The sequence below is a fragment of the Cnuibacter sp. UC19_7 genome (assembly GCF_042699995.1).
Taxonomy (GTDB): Bacteria; Actinomycetota; Actinomycetes; order Actinomycetales; family Microbacteriaceae; genus Cnuibacter.
Map to the genome: position 1 here is coordinate 2,810,353 of NZ_CP170560.1, position 17,754 is coordinate 2,828,106.

Sequence of the window (17,754 nt, forward strand, 5' to 3'; positions counted from 1 at the left end):
CGTTCCGAGCGGGGCGCCTGCGCGCATCCCCACCCCCGTGGTCGGCGACCCCCGGCTCGCCAGGCTCTCGCTCAACCAGCGCACCACCGCCGAGTGGACGCTGCGGGAGGCGCTCGACGGCGCCGTCGCGGCGGGTCTGCCGGCGATCGGCCTGTGGCGCGAGCCCGTGCAGGAGGTCGGGTTGTCGACGGCCGTCGAGTGGGTGCGCGATTCCGGCCTCCGCGTCTCGTCGCTGTGCCGAGGCGGCTTCTTCACCGCGGAGCAGATCAGTGTGCGCGAGCGCGCCCACGACGAGAACCTGCGCGCTCTCGACGAGGCCGCCGCGCTGGGCGCCCCGGCTCTCGTGCTCGTGCCCGGCGGCCTTCCCGCGGGGTCTCGCGATCTCGTGGGTGCTCGGATCCGCGCGGCCGAGGCGATCGCCCGTCTCGCGCCGGAGGCACGGGCCCGCGGCGTGGTGCTCGGCATCGAGCCGATGAACCCGATCTTCGCCGCCGATCGGGGTGTCGTCTCCACACTCGCCCAGGCGCTGCGGATCGCCCGCGACTTCGCGGCCGACGAGGTGGGTGTCGTGGTCGACACGTTCCACCTGTGGTGGGAGCCGGATGTGCTCGAGACCGTCCACTCCGCCGGCGACCGGATCGTGAGCTACCAGGTGTGCGACTGGATCACCCCGCTGCCCGCCGACACCCTGCTGTCGCGCGGGATGATGGGCGACGGTCACGTCGACTTCGCGGCCTTCACCGCGGCGGTCGCCGATGCGGGGTACGGCGGCGATGTGGAGGTCGAGATCTTCCACGCCGAGGTGTGGGCCGCCCCCGGCGCCGACACCGTCGCCACGCTCGCACGGCGGTACGTCGAGCTCGTGCAGCCGTGGCTCTGACGTCACGAACCTCTGAGGCGTCACGAGCCGTGACGTCACGAGGCGAGACGTCACGAGCCTCCGAGCCCCGCGAGCCGCCGCGCGTCGTCATGTTACGGCCGGCCCGTGACGCGATGGGCGGTCGCGGTTACAGTCGACGTGATCGCAGCATGACGCGAAGCCTCGCGCCGGGTGACGACCTCCCGGCACGCGCTGCGACATCCTGAACCGCACTCCCGCGAGCCTCCCGGCCCGCCTGTTCACGATCGGTCTGTCCATGCGTCCTCTCACTCCGTGTACACCGGCGACGCGCCGGCGGCCCTCCGCCGCCTCCGTCGCCTTCCCCCTCCGGCTCATCGCGGCGGTGCCGGCGCCATGACGAACCCCACCTTCACCCTCGACAGCACCCGCTTCGACGAGGACTACCGTCCTCTCGACGGATCGCGCATCACCACGAACTTCGCGAACCTCGCCCGGGGCGAGAAGCGTCGCGAGAACCTCCGCAACACCCTCACGATGATCGACCGGAGGGTCAACGAGCTCGCTCCGCAGAGCGAAGCGGACGGCGAGCGCGGCGACCGCTACACGCTCGAGCTCGACATCATCTCCGCGAGCCTCGACATCGACGGGACCGGCCGCCACGACCCCGTGCCTCTCATCGAGATGCTGCTGACCACCATCGTCGACCGCCGCACCGGCGAGCGGGTCGAGGGGATCGTCGGCAACAACTTCTCCTCCTACGTGCGCGACTACGACTTCAGCGTCGTGCTCCCCGCACACGCCGCTGCCGCCCAGGCCGCCGGGGACGCCGCCGGCCTGCCGGAGGACTTCGGCGTGCTGCACGGCACCCTGTTCCAGGCGTTCCTCGAATCGGATGCGTACACGCAGCGCTTCGCCAAGCCGCCCGTCATCTGCCTGAGCGTCTCGAGCAGCAAGACGTACGATCGCACCGAGACCGAGCATCCGGTGCTGGGCGTCGAGTACCGGCAGAGCGGATACTCGCTCACCGACGAGTACTTCGCACGGATGGGCCTCCAGGTCCGCTTCTTCCTCCCGCTGGGCGGCGCGGCCCCGCTGGCGTTCTACCACCTGGGCGACCTGCCGACCGACTACAGCGACCTGGAGCTGGCCGCCACGATCGGCACGATGGAGACCTTCCAGCGGATCTACCGGCCGGAGATCTACAACGCCCACAGGCCTGCGGGCCCCTCGTACCGGCCGAGCCTGACCAACCCCGACTTCTCGCGGACGCCGGTCGTCTACGACCGGGAGGAGCGCAGCCGGCTCGCGGTCGAGCAGGGCCGGTTCGCCGAGGAGCACTTCATCACGCCCCACGCGAAGGCCCTCGAGGAGTGGTCGGCCCGCTTCGCCCACCGCGAGTACAGCCTTCAGGAAGGACGACGATGAGCGCGCTCCTGCCCACCTCCACCGCCGGCAGCCTGCCGAAGCCCTCCTGGCTCGCCGAGCCCGAGAAGCTCTGGTCGCCGTGGAAGCTCGACGGCGACGAGCTCGCCGAGGGCCGACGCGACGCCCTCCGTCTGTCGCTGGCGGATCAGCAGCAGGCGGGCCTCGACATCGTCGGCGACGGCGAGCAGACCCGACAGCACTTCGTCACCACCTTCATCGAGCACCTCGGCGGGGTGGACTTCGCCCAGCGCGAGACGGTGCGGATCCGCGACCGCTACGACGCGTCCGTCCCCACCGTGGTCGGCGCAGTGACCCGCGAGAAGCCCGTCTTCGTCGACGACGCGCGCTTCCTCCGCGCCCAGACCGACCAGCCGATCAAGTGGGCGCTGCCCGGGCCGCTGACCATGGTCGACACCCTCTACGACGCCCACTACCGCAGCCGCGAGAAGCTGGCGTGGGAGTTCGCCGCCATCCTGAACGAGGAGGCGCGCGAGCTGCAGGAGGCGGGGGTCGACATCATCCAGTTCGACGAGCCCGCGTTCAACGTGTTCTTCGACGAGGTCAACGACTGGGGCGTCGCCGCGCTCGAGCGGGCCATCGAGGGGCTGACCTGCGAGACGGCGGTGCACGTCTGCTACGGGTACGGCATCAAGGCCAACACGGAGTGGAAGGAGACGCTCGGCGCCGAGTGGCGGCAGTACGAGGAGATCTTCCCCAAGCTGCAGGCCTCCGACATCGACATCGTCTCGCTCGAGAGCCAGCACTCGCACGTGCCCATCGACCTGATCGAGCTCATCCGCGGCAAGAAGGTCATGGTGGGGGCGATCGACGTCGCGACCTCCAACGTGGAGACACCGGAGGAGGTCGCCGACACGCTGCGGGCGGCGCTGCGATTCGTCGACCCCGACCTGCTCTACCCCTCGACGAACTGCGGGATGGCGCCGCTTCCCCGCTCCGTCGCCCGGGCGAAGCTCGGCGCGCTCACGGACGGTGCTGCGATCGTCCGACGCGAGGTGTCCGCCTAGCCGCCGCACCGTCCCTGCGAGGTGCCCGGGTGCCATGCGCGTATTCCGGGAGCGGGATACGCTGGGTCTCGCCCCACAGCCAGTGACGGACCGTCCTCGATGAATGGAGACCCGATGCGCGGAAAGGCCATATTCGTGGTCGGCCTTGCCACCGGATACGTGCTCGGCACACGAGCAGGCCGCAGGCGCTACGAGCAGATCAAGAGCGGCGCTCAGCGGGTCTGGAACACGCCCGTCGTCCAGAAGGGCGTGGGCGTCGCGGAGGACTTCGCCTCGGCGCGTGTCGACCAGTTGAAGGACATCGCCGGCGATGCCGCGAAGAAGGCGCTCGGGTCGCTCCTCGGCAAGCAGCCGTACACCGAGCCGTCGCAGTCGTCCTCGAGCAGCGCGTCGTCGAAGGCCGTGCCATCGAAGCCCCCCGCCTCGAAGAGCTCGTCCACCCGTTCCTCCACCTCGTCGAGGTCGAAGGCCGCTCCTGCCGGCGGGAAGACGCCGCCGGTCGAGCCCCTGGCGCCGTCCACCGACATCTGAGCCCCGCAGACGCGGCCGGCCCGAGCATCCGAGACCGAACCTCCTAAGGAGCGGAACCGTGACCGAAGAACGCGACCGACGAGCCCGACGATCGCTCGGGTCCCTCATCGCCGACGTCCCGACGCTGATCGTCAAGCTCCTGAAGGACGAGCTCGAGAACATCAAGCGCGAGCTGACGAAGCGCCTCGCGAGCCTCGGCATCGGCATCGGGCTGCTCGTCTTCGCGGGCCTCCTCGCCTTCTTCCTGCTCGCGGTCCTCATCACCGCGGCGGTGCTCGGCCTCGCCACCGTGTTCCCGCCCTGGCTGGCGGCGCTCCTCACCGCAGCGGGCCTGCTGATCATCATCATCGTGCTCGCCCTCGTCGGGCTGTCGTCGGTGAAGAAGGGGATGCCGCCCGTGCCCAAGGAGGCGGTCGAGAGCCTCAAGAAGGACGTCAACGTGGTGAAGGGACTCGGCCAGTCATGAGCGACGACAAGAGCGCATCCGGAACGCGCCCGGGAGACCAGGCCGCCGAGCCCAAGCGCAGCCAGGCCGAGCTGCACAGCGACATCGAGCGCACCCGCGCCGAGCTCCGGGCCACCCTCGACGCGATCGAGTTCCGACTCAATGTGCCCAAGCAGATGCGGCACGCGGTGCACCGCACGAAGGTGCGTGTGCGCGCCGCGTGGGAGCGCAACCCGGCCATGGTCGCCGGAGTCGCCGCGGGCGCGGCGACCGCCGCAGCGGCTCTCATCTTCGTCGGGTACCGTGTCGTGAAGAAGTGAGCACCGCGCTCGAAGCGCCGTAGCTCACGGATGCACGCTCCGGCGTGCGCAGCATGGAAATCGGATTGAGGACGATGACTGACCCGACGGTCGACCCGACCACCGCTTACCCCGAACCGCACACCGCCCGAGACGTCGAGGACTCCGAGGAGATCCCCGCGGCCGGGTACACCCTCTGGGCGGTCTTCCGGCGGAATCCCGCCTCGCCGCTCTACCTCGACGGCTCCGAGATCCCGGATGCCGTCGCCGAGCTGGACGACGCGATCCTCACGGTCGAGGCCGAGGACGTCTTCGTCCGCGGCATCTACGACGTGTCGGGTCTGCGATCCGACGCCGACGTCATGGTGTGGGTGCACGGCGGAGTGCCCGAGACCCTGCAGTGGGCGCTGCGACAGCTGCGCCGCACGCGACTGTTCCGCGACCTGCTGCCCACGTGGAACGCCATGGGCGTGCACCGCGACGCCGAGTTCTCGAGCTCGCACGTGCCCGCCTTCATGCGCGGCAAGGAGCCGCTGGGCTGGCTGACCGTGTACCCCTTCGTGCGCTCGTACGAGTGGTACATCCTCCCCGAGGAGGACCGCCGCCGCATGCTCGCCGACCACGGCCGCAAGGGCTCCGCGTACCGGTCCGTGCTCACCAACACGGTCGCGTCGTTCGCGCTCGGCGACTACGAGTGGATCCTGCCCCTCGAGAGCGACGAGCTGCTCGACCTCGTCGACCTGATGCGCGACCTCCGCAACACCGAGGCGCGGCTCCACGTCCGCGAGGAGGTCCCGTTCTACACGGGCCGCCGCATCTCGACCGCCGAGCTCCCCGAGGTGCTCCAGTGAGCGACGCGAACGGCGCCGTGAACGTCGGAGAGCAGCGAGTGCGGAACGCGAGCCCGGCCGCCGCTGACGGCCCCGAGCATGTCAGCGACCCCACCGCCTACGATGCCATCCTCCTCGCCTCCTTCGGCGGACCCGAGGGTCAGGACGACGTGATCCCGTTCCTGCGGAACGTCACCCGCGGACGCGGCATCCCGGACGAGAGGCTCGAAGAGGTCGCCCACCACTACCGTCACTTCGGCGGAGTGAGCCCGATCAACGCGCAGAACCGCGAGCTGAAGGCCGCGCTCGAGGCCGAGCTGGCCGAGCGCGGCATCGACCTGCCCGTCATCTGGGGCAACCGCAACTGGGACCCGTACCTCGCCGACGCCCTGCGCGAGGCCCACGGGGAGGGGCACCGCACCCTCATCGCGATCGCGACCAGCGCGTACAGCTCCTACTCGAGCTGCCGCCAGTACCGCGAGGACTTCGCGGCCGCGCTCGCCGAGACGGGTCTCGAGGGCGAGCTGGTCATCGACAAGGTGCGCCAGTTCTTCGACCACCCGGGCTTCGTGGCCCCGTTCATCGACGGTCTCGAGGCTGGCCTGGCCGAGGTGACCACCGCGAACCCCGGCATCGACCTCACCACCGAGGTGGAGGTGCTGTTCACCACGCACTCGATCCCCACGGCGGATGCGTCGAAGTCCGGCCCCGCGTCGCGCGGCTTCGGGGAGGGCGGCGCCTACGAAGCGCAGCACCTCGCCGTAGCCGAGACCGTCATGGCCGCCGTCGACTCCGCCGAGGGCGTGCCGTGGCAGCTGGTCTTCCAGTCGCGGTCCGGCCCGCCCTCGCAGCCGTGGCTCGAGCCCGACATCAACGACGTCATCGCCGGGGCGCCCGAGCGCGGCATCCGCGCGGTCGTGATCGTGCCGATCGGCTTCGTCTCCGACCACATGGAGGTCATGTGGGACCTCGACAACGAGGCGATGGAGTCCTGCCGTGAGGCCGGCATCCACGGCGTGCGCGTCCCGACTCCCGGGGTCGACCCGGCGTACGTGTCGGGCCTCGTCGACCTCGTGATCGAGCGGATCGTCGGCACTCCCGGCTCGGCCCGTCCGGCTACCACCGAGCTCGGTCCCTGGTACGACGTCTGCCGGCCCGGCTGCTGCGAGAACGCCCGCCTGGGCTTCCGGCCCGCGCTCGCGGGCCTCGCTCCGTGACGTAAGCTCGACGCATCGCTATGACACCCCTTCGCATCGCCACCAGAGGAAGTGCCCTCGCCCGAGCGCAGACGGAGGCCGTCGCCGCCTCCATCGTGGAGGCGACGGGCCTCGAGGTCGAGATCGTCGTGATCCAGTCCGAGGGAGACCGGATCACCGAGTCGCTCTCGACGCTGGGCGGCACGGGCGTGTTCGCCAGCGCGCTCCGCGAGGCCCTGCTGGCCGGCGAATGCGACGTGGTCGTGCACTCCCTGAAGGATCTTCCTACGCAGCCGTACCCGGGCCTGCGGATCGGCGCGGTCCCGATGCGCGAGGATCCGCGCGACGCGCTCTGCGCCCGCGACGGTCTCTCGCTCGACGAGCTGCCGCCCGGAGCGAAGGTCGGCACGGGGTCTCCGCGACGGATGGCGCAGCTGCGCTCCGTGCGCCCCGACCTCGAGATCATCGACATCCGGGGCAACATCGACACCCGGCTGGGGCGCGTGGAGTCGGGCGAGCTCGACGCGGTCGTCCTCGCCGCCGCAGGGCTGTCGCGGCTCGGTAGGCTGGAGGCGGCATCCGACCTGTTCCCGCTCGACCTCTGGCCGACGGCTCCCGGGCAGGGTGCCCTCGCGATCGAGATCCGAGAGGGTGACAGCATTCCCGAGCTGTTGAGCATCGAGCATCCGACTACGCGCACTGCGGTCTTCGCCGAGCGCGCGGTGCTCGCTGCCCTGGAGGCGGGATGCGCGGCTCCCGTCGGCGCCACTGCCGTCGTCGACGACGACGAGCTCGAGCTGTCGGCCACGGTGTACGCCCCGTCCGGCGCCGAGGAGATCGGATGCTCGCGCTCCGCCGAGCTGCTCGGCGACGACGCGCTCGTGGCGTCGCTGCTCGGGCAGGCCGTCGCGCAGCAGCTGCTGGAGGACGGAGCGGCGGAGATCGCGCCCATCGGCACGCCCGCGCAGCCGGATTCGACGCCGTCCGACGGCGTCTGGCCGGGAGACCGGCCATGAGCCCCGCCTGGTCCGGACGCCCCCTCGGCGGCTGGCGGGTGCTGGTGCCCCGCGGCGGTCCGTGGGGCCACGGCGTGGCCGCCGACCTGAGAGCGGTGGGCGCCTCGCCCATCGTCGCCCCCATGATCAACTTCGCTCAGGCCGACGACGCGGCCGCTCTCGAGGATGCACTGCGCCGGCTCGCCGAGGGAGGGTTCGACTGGCTCACCCTCACCAGCGCCACGACGGTCGACGTGCTGATCTCGCAGCAGGCCGTGGTGCCGGCCTCCACCCATGTGGCCGCTGTCGGCGAGACCACCGCGGCCGCGCTCATGGCGGCGGGGTACAAGGTCGATCTCGTGCCGTCGGAGGACAACTCGGCGGCGGGGCTGCTCCGCGAGCTCAAGCGCTTCGAGCAGTTCGGGCCCGAGCTGCGCGTGCTGACGCTGCGCAGCGACATCGCCAAGCCCGTCCTCACCGAGGGCCTCATCGCCCGCGGACATACGGTCGACTCGGTGGTGGCCTATCGCACGGTGGGTGTGCCCGTCGATCCGCAGATCCGCGCCGACGTGGCCTCCGGCTCGATCGACGCCATCTTCGTCACGTCGGGCTCCGTGGCCCAGCAGGTGCAGGAGCAGCTGGGGCCGGTGCCCGAGTCGACGCTCGTCGCCGCCATCGGGCCCCGCACGGCCGAGGACGCCCGCGGCTACGGCCTGCGGGTCGACCTCATCGCGAAGGGCCGCTCGGCCGAGTCGCTCATCAACGCCGTCATCGAGGTCGCCAACGCGCGCCGCGCCGACGACGCCCGCGACGAGTACTGAGCGCTACTGCGTGGTGGTGCGCTCGATGCTCATGACGAGCACGACGCGGTCGGCGCTGTCGGGCGGCGGGGTCTGAGCGGGGTTGCCGTAGCGCTTGCCCAGCACGACGTAGAACGCCCCCTCAGGGTCGGGCTCGACCTCGACGAGACGGCCCCTCACCTCGAGGTAGTGGAACGGGTTCTCCGGGTCGATGACGGAGAGCGCCATCGACGGATTGTGCTGCAGGTTGCGGAACTTCGCGCGCTTCGTGGTGTGCGTGAATCGGATGGTGTCGCCGTCGTAGAGGAACCACATCGGATTCACCTGCACCGTGTCGTCGGGACGGATGGTGCCCAGGTGCCCGTAGTTGGGCTCCTCCAGCAGGCGGACCAGGTGGGCCGGGATCTCGGTCGTCATGGTGCCAGCCTACGACGGTCCGATGATCAGAGGATCGTCCAGGTCATCCATCCGATCGTCCTCGGGTCGCGTGCGCCGCCCCCCGTAACGTGGACGTGCGCTCACGACGTTCGAAGACGAACCGGGACCCTCCCGAATCGTGCGGAGGAGGTCCCCGAGCGCGGACCAGCACACCGTGAACACCCACCCGGCCACGTCGGCCGGGAGGTCGAAGAGGACAAGGAACACGGATGATCAGACACACAGCACGCGCGTCCTGGCGCGCCGCCACCGCCGCGGGCATCGCGGCGGTCGCCCTCGTCGCGCTCAGCGCCTGTACGTCGGGCATGGAGTCGAGCGGCTCGGGCTCCACCCCCGCAGCCGGCGGCAAGGGCGATGGTCCGCTGACCATCGCGCTGCTGCAGAAGCAGGGCGACCAGCAGTACTTCATCGACGAGGCCAACGGGGCGAAGGAGGCCGCGAAGGCCGCCGGCGACGTCACGGTCAACGTGGTCGACCTCGGCACCGACTCCAACAAGGCCATCTCCGAGGTCGAGGCCGCGATCGCCCAGCAGGTCGACGGCATCATCATCGTCGTGCCCGATCAGCAGATCGGCCCGCAGGTGATCCAGCTCGCGAACGACGCCGGCATCCCGATCATGGCCGCCGACGACACGATCGAGGACGGCAGCGGCACCGCGGCTCCGTTCGCGGGCTTCGACGGCACGTCGATGGGCGAGCAGGTCGGTGCGGAGGCGGCGAGCCTCTACGAAGCGGCCGGATGGACGGCGGCCGACACCCGCATCCTCTCGGCCTACAAGGAGGACCTCTCGGTCTGCCAGCAGCGCGTCGACGGCGCGGCGAGCGCCTTCAGCAAGGCGGTGTCGGACGGCCCGGAGGTCATCAAGGTCGGCACCGACAACTCGGCCACCGACGCCCAGGACAAGGCCGGCGCGGTCATCACCGCCAACTCGGGCGTGAAGCACTGGATCGTCTGGGGCTGCAACGACGAGAACGAGACCGGTGTCGTGACGGCGCTGCAGAACTCGGGTGTCGCCCCGGCCGACATCATCGGCGTGGGCCTCGGCGCCTACCTCACCTGCAAGGACTGGAAGGCCGGGCAGGACACCGGCAACAAGGCGGCGCTCTTCATCTCCGGCGTCGAGGTCGGCAAGTCCGCTGTCGACTCGATGGTGGCGCTGCTCCGCGACGGCACCGCGCTGCCGCCCAAGTCGATCGCGAACACCGAGATCGTGGATGCGAGCAACTGGGAGTCCAAGGGCGTCGTCTGCACCTGATCGGACGCCGGGTGATCGACTGATCGCCCGACCATCCGGCACCGGATGGGCCGGGAGCGGCGGACCCGCTCCCGGCCCGCCCGGCGACCCCACCCGCCCGGCGACCTCACCCATCCAGCGACGCCACCCATCCGACGACGAGGACGGACCACATGACCGACGACGCGATCGCGCTCCGCGCATCCGGCATCACCAAGAGCTTCGGGCCGGTGCGCGCCCTCCGCGGGGTCGACCTCGAGCTGCGGGCGGGCGAGGTCACCGCCCTCATGGGCGAGAACGGCGCCGGGAAGTCGACGCTGCTCAAGATCCTCAACGGCGACTACCGCGCCGACGGCGGCGAGCTGCTCATCGACGGACAGGCCGTCTCCTTCACCGACCCGGCCGACGCCCGCGCCGCGGGGCTCCGGGTCATCGCCCAGGAGCCGGAGATCATCGGCGCCGTCTCGGTCGCCGAGAACGTCTTCGTCGGAGACCTCGGACGCTTCGCCTACAACCGCCGCGCGCTGCTCAAGCGCACCCGCGACGAGCTCACGCGCTGGGGCTTCGACCGCGTCATCCGCGCGGATGCGCTGGGCTCCGAGCTCTCACCGGCCCAGCGTCAGATCGTGGAGATCATGCGGGCCGTGGTCAGCCGACCGCGGATCATCTGCTTCGACGAGCCGACCTCCTCGCTCGGCGACGACGAGGTGACGCTGCTCTTCGCCCTCATCCGCCAGCTGCAGACGGAGGGCATCGCCATCGCCTACGTCTCGCACCGGATGCAGGAGATCTTCACGCTCGCCGACCGCATCACCGTGCTCCGCGACGGCGCGTTCGTCGACACCAAGCCGGTGGCCGAGACCAGCCACGACGAGCTGGTGCGGATGATGGTGGGCCGCGATCTGAGCCAGTTCTTCCATCGCGAGCCGGCGCCGCTCGGCGACACCGTGCTCGAGCTGCGGGGCGTGACGAACCAGTTCGTCGACGGCGTCGATCTCACCGTTCGCGCGGGCGAGGTCGTCGGCATCGCGGGCCTCGTCGGCGCCGGCCGCAGCGAGCTCATGAAGACGATCGCCGGCGACTACTCCGTCACGAGCGGCGAGATCCGCATCTCGGGTGAGGTGAAGCGCATCCGCCAGCCCTCCGACAGCATCCGCGCCGGAGTGGGCTTCGCGCCCGAGGAGCGCAAGGCGGAGGCGCTGCTGCTGCAGAGGTCCGTCCGCGACAATGCCGCGCTCGTCGTGCTCAAGTCGCTCTCGAGCTGGATCTTCGTGCGCAACCGTGCCGAGCGCGCGCTCGCCCAGGACTACATCACGCGGTTGCGGATCCGCACGCCCTCGACCGAGACGCTGGTCGGCAACCTGTCGGGCGGCAACCAGCAGAAGGTGGTGCTGGCCCGCTGGCTCGCCACGAAGCCCAAGCTGCTCCTGCTCGACGAGCCCACGCGCGGCATCGACGTGGGAGCGAAGTCGGAGATCTACGGCATCATCGACGAGCTCGCCCACGCCGGCGTCGCCGTCGTGGTGGTCTCCAGCGAGCTCCCCGAGGTGCTCGGCGTCTCCGACCGCATCTACACCATGGCCCACGGCCGCATCACCGGCGAGCTGCCCCGGTCGGAGGCGACGGAGGAGCGGATCCTCGCGCTCGCCATGGACGAGGAGGCGGCCGCATGAGCGCAGGCACCGGCACCACAGACCCGAGCAAGAGCACAGACCCGAGCAAGAGCATCCACCCCCGAGAGGACACCTCCGTGACCACGACCGAGAAGGCCCCCGCGGCGCAGCCGCAGGCCGAGCCAGAGCGGATCTCCGGCATCCGCCGGGTCATCAGCGCGATCGGCGTGCAGAACATCTCGCTGATCATCGCGATCGCGATCGTGGTGGCGATCATCGGCATCCAGAACCCGCTGTTCTTCACCGTGCCGAACCTCAAGGTCATCGGCACCGCCATCGCGATCGTCGGGCTGCTGGCGGTCGTGCAGACGATCGTCATCATCCTCGGCGCGCTCGACATCTCGGTGGGGTCGGTCGCCGGCCTCACGAGCGTGGCGTCGGCGATGATCTTCACCTCGACGAGCTCGGCCGCTCTGGGCGTGCTCGGTGCGGTGATCATCGGCCTGGTCTGCGGTCTCATCAACGGCTGCATCATCGTGTTCGGCCGGGTGAACCCGGTGATCGCGACGCTGGCCACGCTGGCCGCCTTCAAGGGTGTGGCGCAGCTGATCTCCGACGGCCGCGCCCAGGGCTACACCGGCGCCGACCCGTTCTTCGTCTTCCTCGCCCGCGGCACGCTCCTCGGCATCCCGGTGCTGATCTGGGTGCTCGTGCTCGTGGCGGTGCTCGCGCACGTGGTGCTGCGCTACACGTCGATCGGCCGCAACATCTACGCGGTGGGCGGCAACAACATCGCCTCGCGCCTGGGCGGCATCGACATCAACCGGTACATCATCGGGGTCTACATGGTCACCGGCGCGGTCGCCGCGATCGCGGGAGTCCTCATCACCGCCCGCACCGGATCCGGCCAGCCGATCTCCGGCTCGGAGGGCCTCGAGCTGCAGGCGATCACCGCGGCCGCCCTCGGTGGCGCGGCGCTGAAGGGCGGCAAGGGCGCCATCGCGGGGACCATCCTCGCGGTGATCCTCCTCGGCGTCCTCACCAACGGCATGACGCTGCTCGGGGTCAACACGTTCTGGCAGAACGTGGCCCAGGGAGCGCTGCTCGTGGCCGCCGTCGTCATCCAGCAGCTGCGGTCGGGCGAGCGCCGCATCGGCATCCCCGGCTGATCGGACCTGCGACGATGACTGACCGCGTCCGAGTGCTCGCACCCGGATCAGCCCTTGTGCTGCGCCCGATACGTCGAGGGATTCACCCCGTGGATGCGCCGGAAGTGCCGCGAGAAGTACAGCGGATCGGAGTAGCCGACCGCAGCCGCCACGTCGGCCACCGGCAGCGAGGTGGTGTCGAGGAGCGTCCGCGCTCGACCCATCTTGAGGGCCGTGTGGAACGCGCCCGGCCCGCTGCCCGTCGCCTGCCGGAAGAGCGCGCTGAGGTGCGAGGGCGACAGCCCCACGATCGCGGCGAGCTCGGGCACCGGGATGGTGCTCTCGACCCTCGACTCCAGGTAGCGCATGGCGCGCTCGAGGGGAGAGCCCGACGCCGGCAGCACACTGTCGACGGTGATCCGTGTGAGCAGGTTCCACGCGATGCCGGAGGCGGCCAGCAGATGGATGGGGGACATCCGCCCCTCCAGGGTGGTCACCAGCTCGTCGAACAGCGCGGCGACGCGGTCGACGGTGCGGAGCCGCGTCAGCGAGCCCTCGGCGGCGAGCAGCCCGCCCACCAGGTCGGCGACGTCGGCCCCGCGGATGTGCATCCACCAGATCGTCCAGGGGTCGTGATCAGACGCCGAGTAGTCGTGCGGCGTGAACGGCGGGACGACGACGCAGGTCCCCGGCGTGACGAGCGTCGTGCGGTCGTCGACGGTCACGCTCCCGCTGCCCGACACGCAGAGCATGACGATCGTCTCGGCCGTGCCGTTCTTGCGCCGTCTGCGGTGGCGATCGGCGGTGGGGAAGTACCCCGCATCCGTGACGAGGAGCTGGCGGGTGCCCGCCCTCCCGGAGGCCGACTCGACCTGCGGGCGCGGCACGACGCAGAGCCGCTGGTTGCGGAAGCCCTCCTTGCGATAGTGCGGAGTGGCCTCGGCCATCGTCGATTCGTTCATGCCATGCCTCGCTGCACACCTTATCCGCATCACCCGTCCATCCCAGGAGGCCGACGATGACCGCTGATCCGACGATCGCGGTGCCCGAGCTCGCCCAGCTCACGCTGCCCGCCGTGCCCGAGGAGCTGAGGGCCGACCTCGAGGCCGGCCTGCCCGTGGCGTGGAGCGAGCCGCTCACCATCCGCACGTATGAGGCCGAGGCCCCGAGCGAGTACCCCATGTACCTCGACCAGCGCGTCTACCAGGGCTCGAGCGGCCGGGTGTACCCGCTGCCGTTCACCGAGCGCATCGCCGACGAGGCCCACGACCGCGAGTGGCAGGCGATCCACCTCGAGAACCGCTACGTGCGGCTCGTCGTGCTGCCCGAGCTCGGCGGCCGGATCCACGTGGGCTACGACAAGACCACGGGCTACGACTTCTTCTACCGCAACAACGTCATCAAGCCCGCCCTCGTGGGGCTGGCCGGGCCGTGGATCAGCGGCGGCGTGGAGTTCAACTGGCCGCAGCACCACCGCCCCGCCACGTACCTGCCGGTCGAGACCGCGCTCGAGCGCGGCGACGATGACTCGATGACCGTGTGGTGCGCCGACCACGATCCGTTCAGCCGGATGGCCGCCCACCACGGTGTGCGGCTCCGACCCGACAGCACTGTCGTCGAGCTCGCGGTGCGGCTGCACAACCGCACGAGCGAGCGGCAGACCTTCCTCTGGTGGGCGAACGTCGCCGCACGCGTGCACGACGACTACCAGTCGTTCTTCCCGGAAGACGTGCGGTACGTCGCCGACCACGCCCGTCGCGCGATCACGGCGTTCCCCGAGGCCGACCGCCCGTACTACGGCGTCGACTACCCGGCGCTGGCCGAGGCGCATCCGGGAGCCGACCGCATCGACTGGTACCGCAACATCCCCGTGCCGACCTCGTACATGATCGTCGACTCGCAGCAGGACTTCTTCGGCGGATACGACCACGCCGCCGGGGCGGGCTTCGTCCACTGGGCCGAGCGGCGCCTCTCGCCGGGCAAGAAGCAGTGGACCTGGGGCGACGCGCCCTTCGGCCACGCCTGGGATGCGCAGCTCACCGACGGCGACGGCCCCTACGTCGAGCTCATGGCCGGGGTGTACACCGACAACCAGCCCGACTTCTCGTGGCTGCTCCCGGGCGAGACGAAGGTGTTCACGCAGTACTGGTTCCCCATCCCCGCCATCGGTCCGGCCCGTCAGGCCACCCCGGATGCGGCGGTCGGGATCTCGACGGAGGCGGGGGTCGAGGCGGTCTTCGCGGTGACCTCGCCCCGGCAGGATGCCGTCGCCCGCATCCTGCACGACGGCGAGGTCGTCGAGTCGCGGACGGTGTCGGTGGTGCCCGGCGTGCCGGTGGCCGTGGTGGCGCCGGGGCTCTCGGGCGAGCATCCCGGCCTCGTCGCCGAGCTCGTCGACGCCTCTGGCCGTCTCCTGGTGCGCTGGACGCCGACGCAGGTCGGCGACGACGAGCCGTGGGTGGCGACCGAGCCGCCCGCTCCCGACGAGATCGAGAGTGTGGAGGAGCTCTACCTCACCGGGCTGCACCTCGAGCAGTTCCGGCACCCGACACGGTCGCCGCTGGTGTACTGGGCGGAGGCGCTGCGACGCGATCCCGGTGACGTGCGGACGAACCTCGCGCTCGCGACCCGCGAGCACCGCGCCGGGTCGTACGAGTCGGCGCTGTCTCGGGTGGAGGTCGCGCTCGAGCGGCTCACGCGACGCAACGCCAACCCCGCCGACGCCGAGGCGTACTACCTCGCCGGTCTCATCCTGCTGCGGCTGGGCCGGGACGAGGAGGCGGAGCGCCACCTCGGGAAGGCCGGCTGGGACGGCACGTGGGCCGCCGCGGCCGGGTACGAGCTCGCCGCCTCGCTCACCAGGCGCGGGCTTCTACGCGCCGCGGTACGGGTGCTCGACACGCTCGACGGTGTCGTCGCGCACGACAGCCGCCGCACCGTGCTGCGGGCGGTGCTGCTGCGCCGCACCGGGCGGGCCGCGGAGGCGGAGGCGCTGCTCCGGGCGGAGCTGGCGGTCGAGCCGCTCAACGCCGCCGTGCGGGTGCTCCTCGGGGAGCCGATCGCCGCAGATGCCGGGCTGCTGCTCGACGTCGCGCTCGAGCTGCGCGCCTGCGGAGCCGCGGAGGCGCTCGACCTGTTCGCGCGGGCCGCCGCGGTCGATGCCTCCGACGCCGGCAACCTCGGGCCCATCGCCCACTACCTCGCGGCACAGCTGCTCGAGGCGAGGGGCGACGCCGCCGGAGCGGCGCGCGAGCGGGCGGCCGCCCGTGCATCCGACCTCACGCGGGCGTTCCCGTCGGGACTCGACGCGTACGACGCCCTCGCCGCGGCGCTCGCGGCGGACGAGGAGGATGCGGTCGCGCACTTCCTGCTCGGCATGCTGCTCTATTCGCGCGGACGCCGAACCGATGCCCGGCGCCATTGGGAGTCGGCGATCGACCTCGGGCTGCGGCATCCGGTGCTGCTGCGCAACGCGGCGCTCGCGGCCTACGCGGTCGCCCACGACGACGCGGCCGCCTGGGAGCGCTACGAGCGGGCGCGGGACCTCGCGCCCGGTGACGCGCGACTCCTGTACGAGCAGGATCAGCTCGCCGCCCGGCTGGGGCAGACGTCGTCGGAGCGTCTCGCCCGGCTGGACGCGCACGCGGACGTGGTCTTCGGACGAGACGACCTCACGATCGAGTACCTCGGACTGCTGATCGCCGAAGGGCGGGCGGCCGAGGCGATGGAGGTGCTGCTCTCGCGGCCGTTCCACCCGTGGGAGGGCGGCGAAGGACGCGCCCTCGCCGCCTGGGACGCCGCGCGCGAGGCGCTCGGTCTGCCCCTCGCCGATCCGCCCGCCTCTCTCGGCGAGGCCCGGCCCCGCTACACCGCACCGGCGCCGGTGCGCGACGACGGGACGACCGACTACTTCGCCACGAGCCTGCCCGAGCTGCTGCTGTTCACCCGGGAGCCCGCGGGCGACGGGGCGTGAGCGCCGGCGAGGGCGGGATAGTCGACCGGCTGCCGGCGTCGGGGGCGCAGTACTCCGTCGCCGGCGGCGGATATCAGGCGGCGCTCGGCAGCGTCGGTGCCACGCTCCGGTCGCTGACGTACGACGGGCGTCCGCTTCTCGCCTCGTTCGAGGCCGACGAGGTGCGGCCCGGGATGCGCGGCGCGGTGCTCGCCCCGTGGCCGAACCGGCTCCGGGACGGACGGTACGAGTTCGACGGCGTGGAGCATCGGCTCGCGCTGTCGGATCCCGTGACGGCGACCGCGCTGCACGGGCTCGTGAGCTGGTCCGACTTCTCGTGTGTCCAGCAGGAGGCGGACGCCGTGCTGCTCCGGGGGCGGATCGAGCCGCAGGAGGGCTACCCGTGGCGCATCCGGATCGACGTCGCGGTGTCCGTCTCGTCGGACGGGATGCGGGAGCGGATCACCGCGGTCAACGAGTCGGCGCGACGTGCGCCGGTCGGGCTCGGCGTGCATCCGTACCTCGTCGTGGGAACGGACGCGGGCCCTGGCGGCGGCGCTCAGGCCGAGGGTGCGGCGGACGCATGGCGCCTGAGCATGCCCGCCTCTGCGGCGATGCTCGTCTCCCCCGACCGGATGCTGCCCACCGACGTCGTGGATCTCGGGCAGCGACCCGACCTCGACTTCAGCGCGGGGCGCGAGATCGGATCCGCCGTGCTCAACCACGCGTACGCCGGGGCGACCGGAGCGGTGCTGACGGATGCGGAGGGCCGCGGAGTCGAGATCGGCTGGGATGCCGGATGCAGGTGGGTGCAACTCTACAGCGACGATCTCGACGAGCCCGGTCGGCGCCGATCCGCTCTGGCGATCGAGCCGATGACCTGCCCGCCCGACGCCCTCCGATCGGGGAGGGACGTGCGCGTCCTCGAGCCCGGGGAGACGACATCCCTCGAGTGGTGGCTCCGCGCGGTCTGAGGCCGCC

The 17,754-nt window shown here is 71.2% G+C and carries 17 protein-coding genes; 15 read left to right on the forward strand and 2 right to left on the reverse strand.

Annotation, left to right across the window (positions count from 1 at the left end):
• Nucleotides 1–37 precede the first annotated feature (37 nt).
• The 10 genes from ACFJGV_RS13385 (at nt 38) to ACFJGV_RS13430 (ending at nt 8,408) form a co-directional block, all read left to right on the forward strand.
• Entirely contained in the window at nt 38–880 is an 843-nt protein-coding gene (locus tag ACFJGV_RS13385) for a sugar phosphate isomerase/epimerase family protein (protein ID WP_378148727.1), read from the forward strand.
• A gap of 354 nt (nt 881–1,234) precedes the next feature.
• On the forward strand, nt 1,235–2,266 hold the full coding sequence (locus ACFJGV_RS13390) for a putative oxygenase MesX (protein ID WP_378144484.1): 1,032 nt from the start codon (nt 1,235–1,237) through the stop codon (nt 2,264–2,266).
• Entirely contained in the window at nt 2,263–3,291 is a 1,029-nt protein-coding gene (locus ACFJGV_RS13395) for a methionine synthase (protein WP_378144485.1), read from the forward strand. Before ACFJGV_RS13390 ends, ACFJGV_RS13395 begins: the two co-directional genes overlap by 4 nt.
• 114 nt (nt 3,292–3,405) lie before the next feature.
• Nucleotides 3,406–3,822, forward strand: coding sequence for a YtxH domain-containing protein (locus ACFJGV_RS13400; RefSeq protein ID WP_378144486.1), 417 nt, complete (start codon nt 3,406–3,408; stop codon nt 3,820–3,822).
• 58 nt (nt 3,823–3,880) lie between these two features.
• Nucleotides 3,881–4,288 carry a phage holin family protein gene (locus ACFJGV_RS13405; protein WP_378144487.1) on the forward strand — a complete coding sequence of 136 codons (408 nt, stop codon included), beginning with the start codon at nt 3,881–3,883 and terminating at the stop codon, nt 4,286–4,288.
• Nucleotides 4,285–4,587: a DUF3618 domain-containing protein gene (locus ACFJGV_RS13410; protein ID WP_378144488.1), complete on the forward strand. Its 303-nt coding sequence runs from the start codon at nt 4,285–4,287 to the stop codon at nt 4,585–4,587. Before ACFJGV_RS13405 ends, ACFJGV_RS13410 begins: the two co-directional genes overlap by 4 nt.
• 74 nt (nt 4,588–4,661) lie before the next feature.
• Complete coding sequence (hemQ, locus tag ACFJGV_RS13415) at nt 4,662–5,417, forward strand: hydrogen peroxide-dependent heme synthase (protein ID WP_378144489.1); 756 nt, start codon at nt 4,662–4,664, stop codon at nt 5,415–5,417.
• Nucleotides 5,414–6,613, forward strand: coding sequence for a ferrochelatase (locus tag ACFJGV_RS13420; RefSeq protein ID WP_378144490.1), 1,200 nt, complete (start codon nt 5,414–5,416; stop codon nt 6,611–6,613). The genes hemQ and ACFJGV_RS13420 overlap by 4 nt, the downstream gene beginning before the upstream one ends.
• 20 nt (nt 6,614–6,633) lie before the next feature.
• Nucleotides 6,634–7,608, forward strand: coding sequence for a hydroxymethylbilane synthase (gene hemC / locus ACFJGV_RS13425; protein WP_378144491.1), 975 nt, complete (start codon nt 6,634–6,636; stop codon nt 7,606–7,608).
• Entirely contained in the window at nt 7,605–8,408 is an 804-nt protein-coding gene (locus tag ACFJGV_RS13430) for a uroporphyrinogen-III synthase (protein WP_378144492.1), read from the forward strand. Before hemC ends, ACFJGV_RS13430 begins: the two co-directional genes overlap by 4 nt.
• Nucleotides 8,409–8,411: 3 nt before the next feature.
• On the opposite strand, the gene ACFJGV_RS13435 is transcribed toward ACFJGV_RS13430, so the two are convergent.
• Entirely contained in the window at nt 8,412–8,804 is a 393-nt protein-coding gene (locus tag ACFJGV_RS13435; RefSeq protein WP_378144493.1) for a PPOX class F420-dependent oxidoreductase, read from the reverse strand.
• Between the two features lie 230 nt (nt 8,805–9,034).
• On the opposite strand from ACFJGV_RS13435, the gene ACFJGV_RS13440 reads away from it, so the two are divergent.
• From ACFJGV_RS13440 to ACFJGV_RS13450, 3 genes are all read left to right on the forward strand, one after another.
• Nucleotides 9,035–10,081, forward strand: a complete 1,047-nt coding sequence (locus ACFJGV_RS13440) for a substrate-binding domain-containing protein (protein ID WP_378144494.1) — start codon at nt 9,035–9,037, stop codon at nt 10,079–10,081.
• A gap of 152 nt (nt 10,082–10,233) precedes the next feature.
• On the forward strand, nt 10,234–11,733 hold the full coding sequence (locus ACFJGV_RS13445) for a sugar ABC transporter ATP-binding protein (RefSeq protein ID WP_378144495.1): 1,500 nt from the start codon (nt 10,234–10,236) through the stop codon (nt 11,731–11,733).
• Nucleotides 11,730–12,842 carry an ABC transporter permease gene (locus ACFJGV_RS13450; RefSeq protein ID WP_378144496.1) on the forward strand — a complete coding sequence of 371 codons (1,113 nt, stop codon included), beginning with the start codon at nt 11,730–11,732 and terminating at the stop codon, nt 12,840–12,842. The genes ACFJGV_RS13445 and ACFJGV_RS13450 overlap by 4 nt, the downstream gene beginning before the upstream one ends.
• A gap of 47 nt (nt 12,843–12,889) precedes the next feature.
• On the opposite strand, the gene ACFJGV_RS13455 is transcribed toward ACFJGV_RS13450, so the two are convergent.
• A complete protein-coding gene (locus tag ACFJGV_RS13455) occupies nt 12,890–13,783 on the reverse strand; it encodes a helix-turn-helix domain-containing protein (protein WP_378144497.1) in 894 nt (297 codons plus the stop codon).
• A 56-nt stretch (nt 13,784–13,839) separates the two neighbouring features.
• Here ACFJGV_RS13455 and ACFJGV_RS13460 point away from each other — a divergent pair, with 56 nt between their 5' ends.
• Both ACFJGV_RS13460 and ACFJGV_RS13465 read left to right on the forward strand, forming a co-directional pair.
• A complete protein-coding gene (locus tag ACFJGV_RS13460; protein WP_378144498.1) occupies nt 13,840–16,794 on the forward strand; it encodes a DUF5107 domain-containing protein in 2,955 nt (984 codons plus the stop codon).
• Entirely contained in the window at nt 16,791–17,747 is a 957-nt protein-coding gene (locus ACFJGV_RS13465) for an aldose 1-epimerase family protein (protein ID WP_378144499.1), read from the forward strand. Before ACFJGV_RS13460 ends, ACFJGV_RS13465 begins: the two co-directional genes overlap by 4 nt.
• The last annotated feature ends 7 nt before the right edge of the window (nt 17,748–17,754 follow it).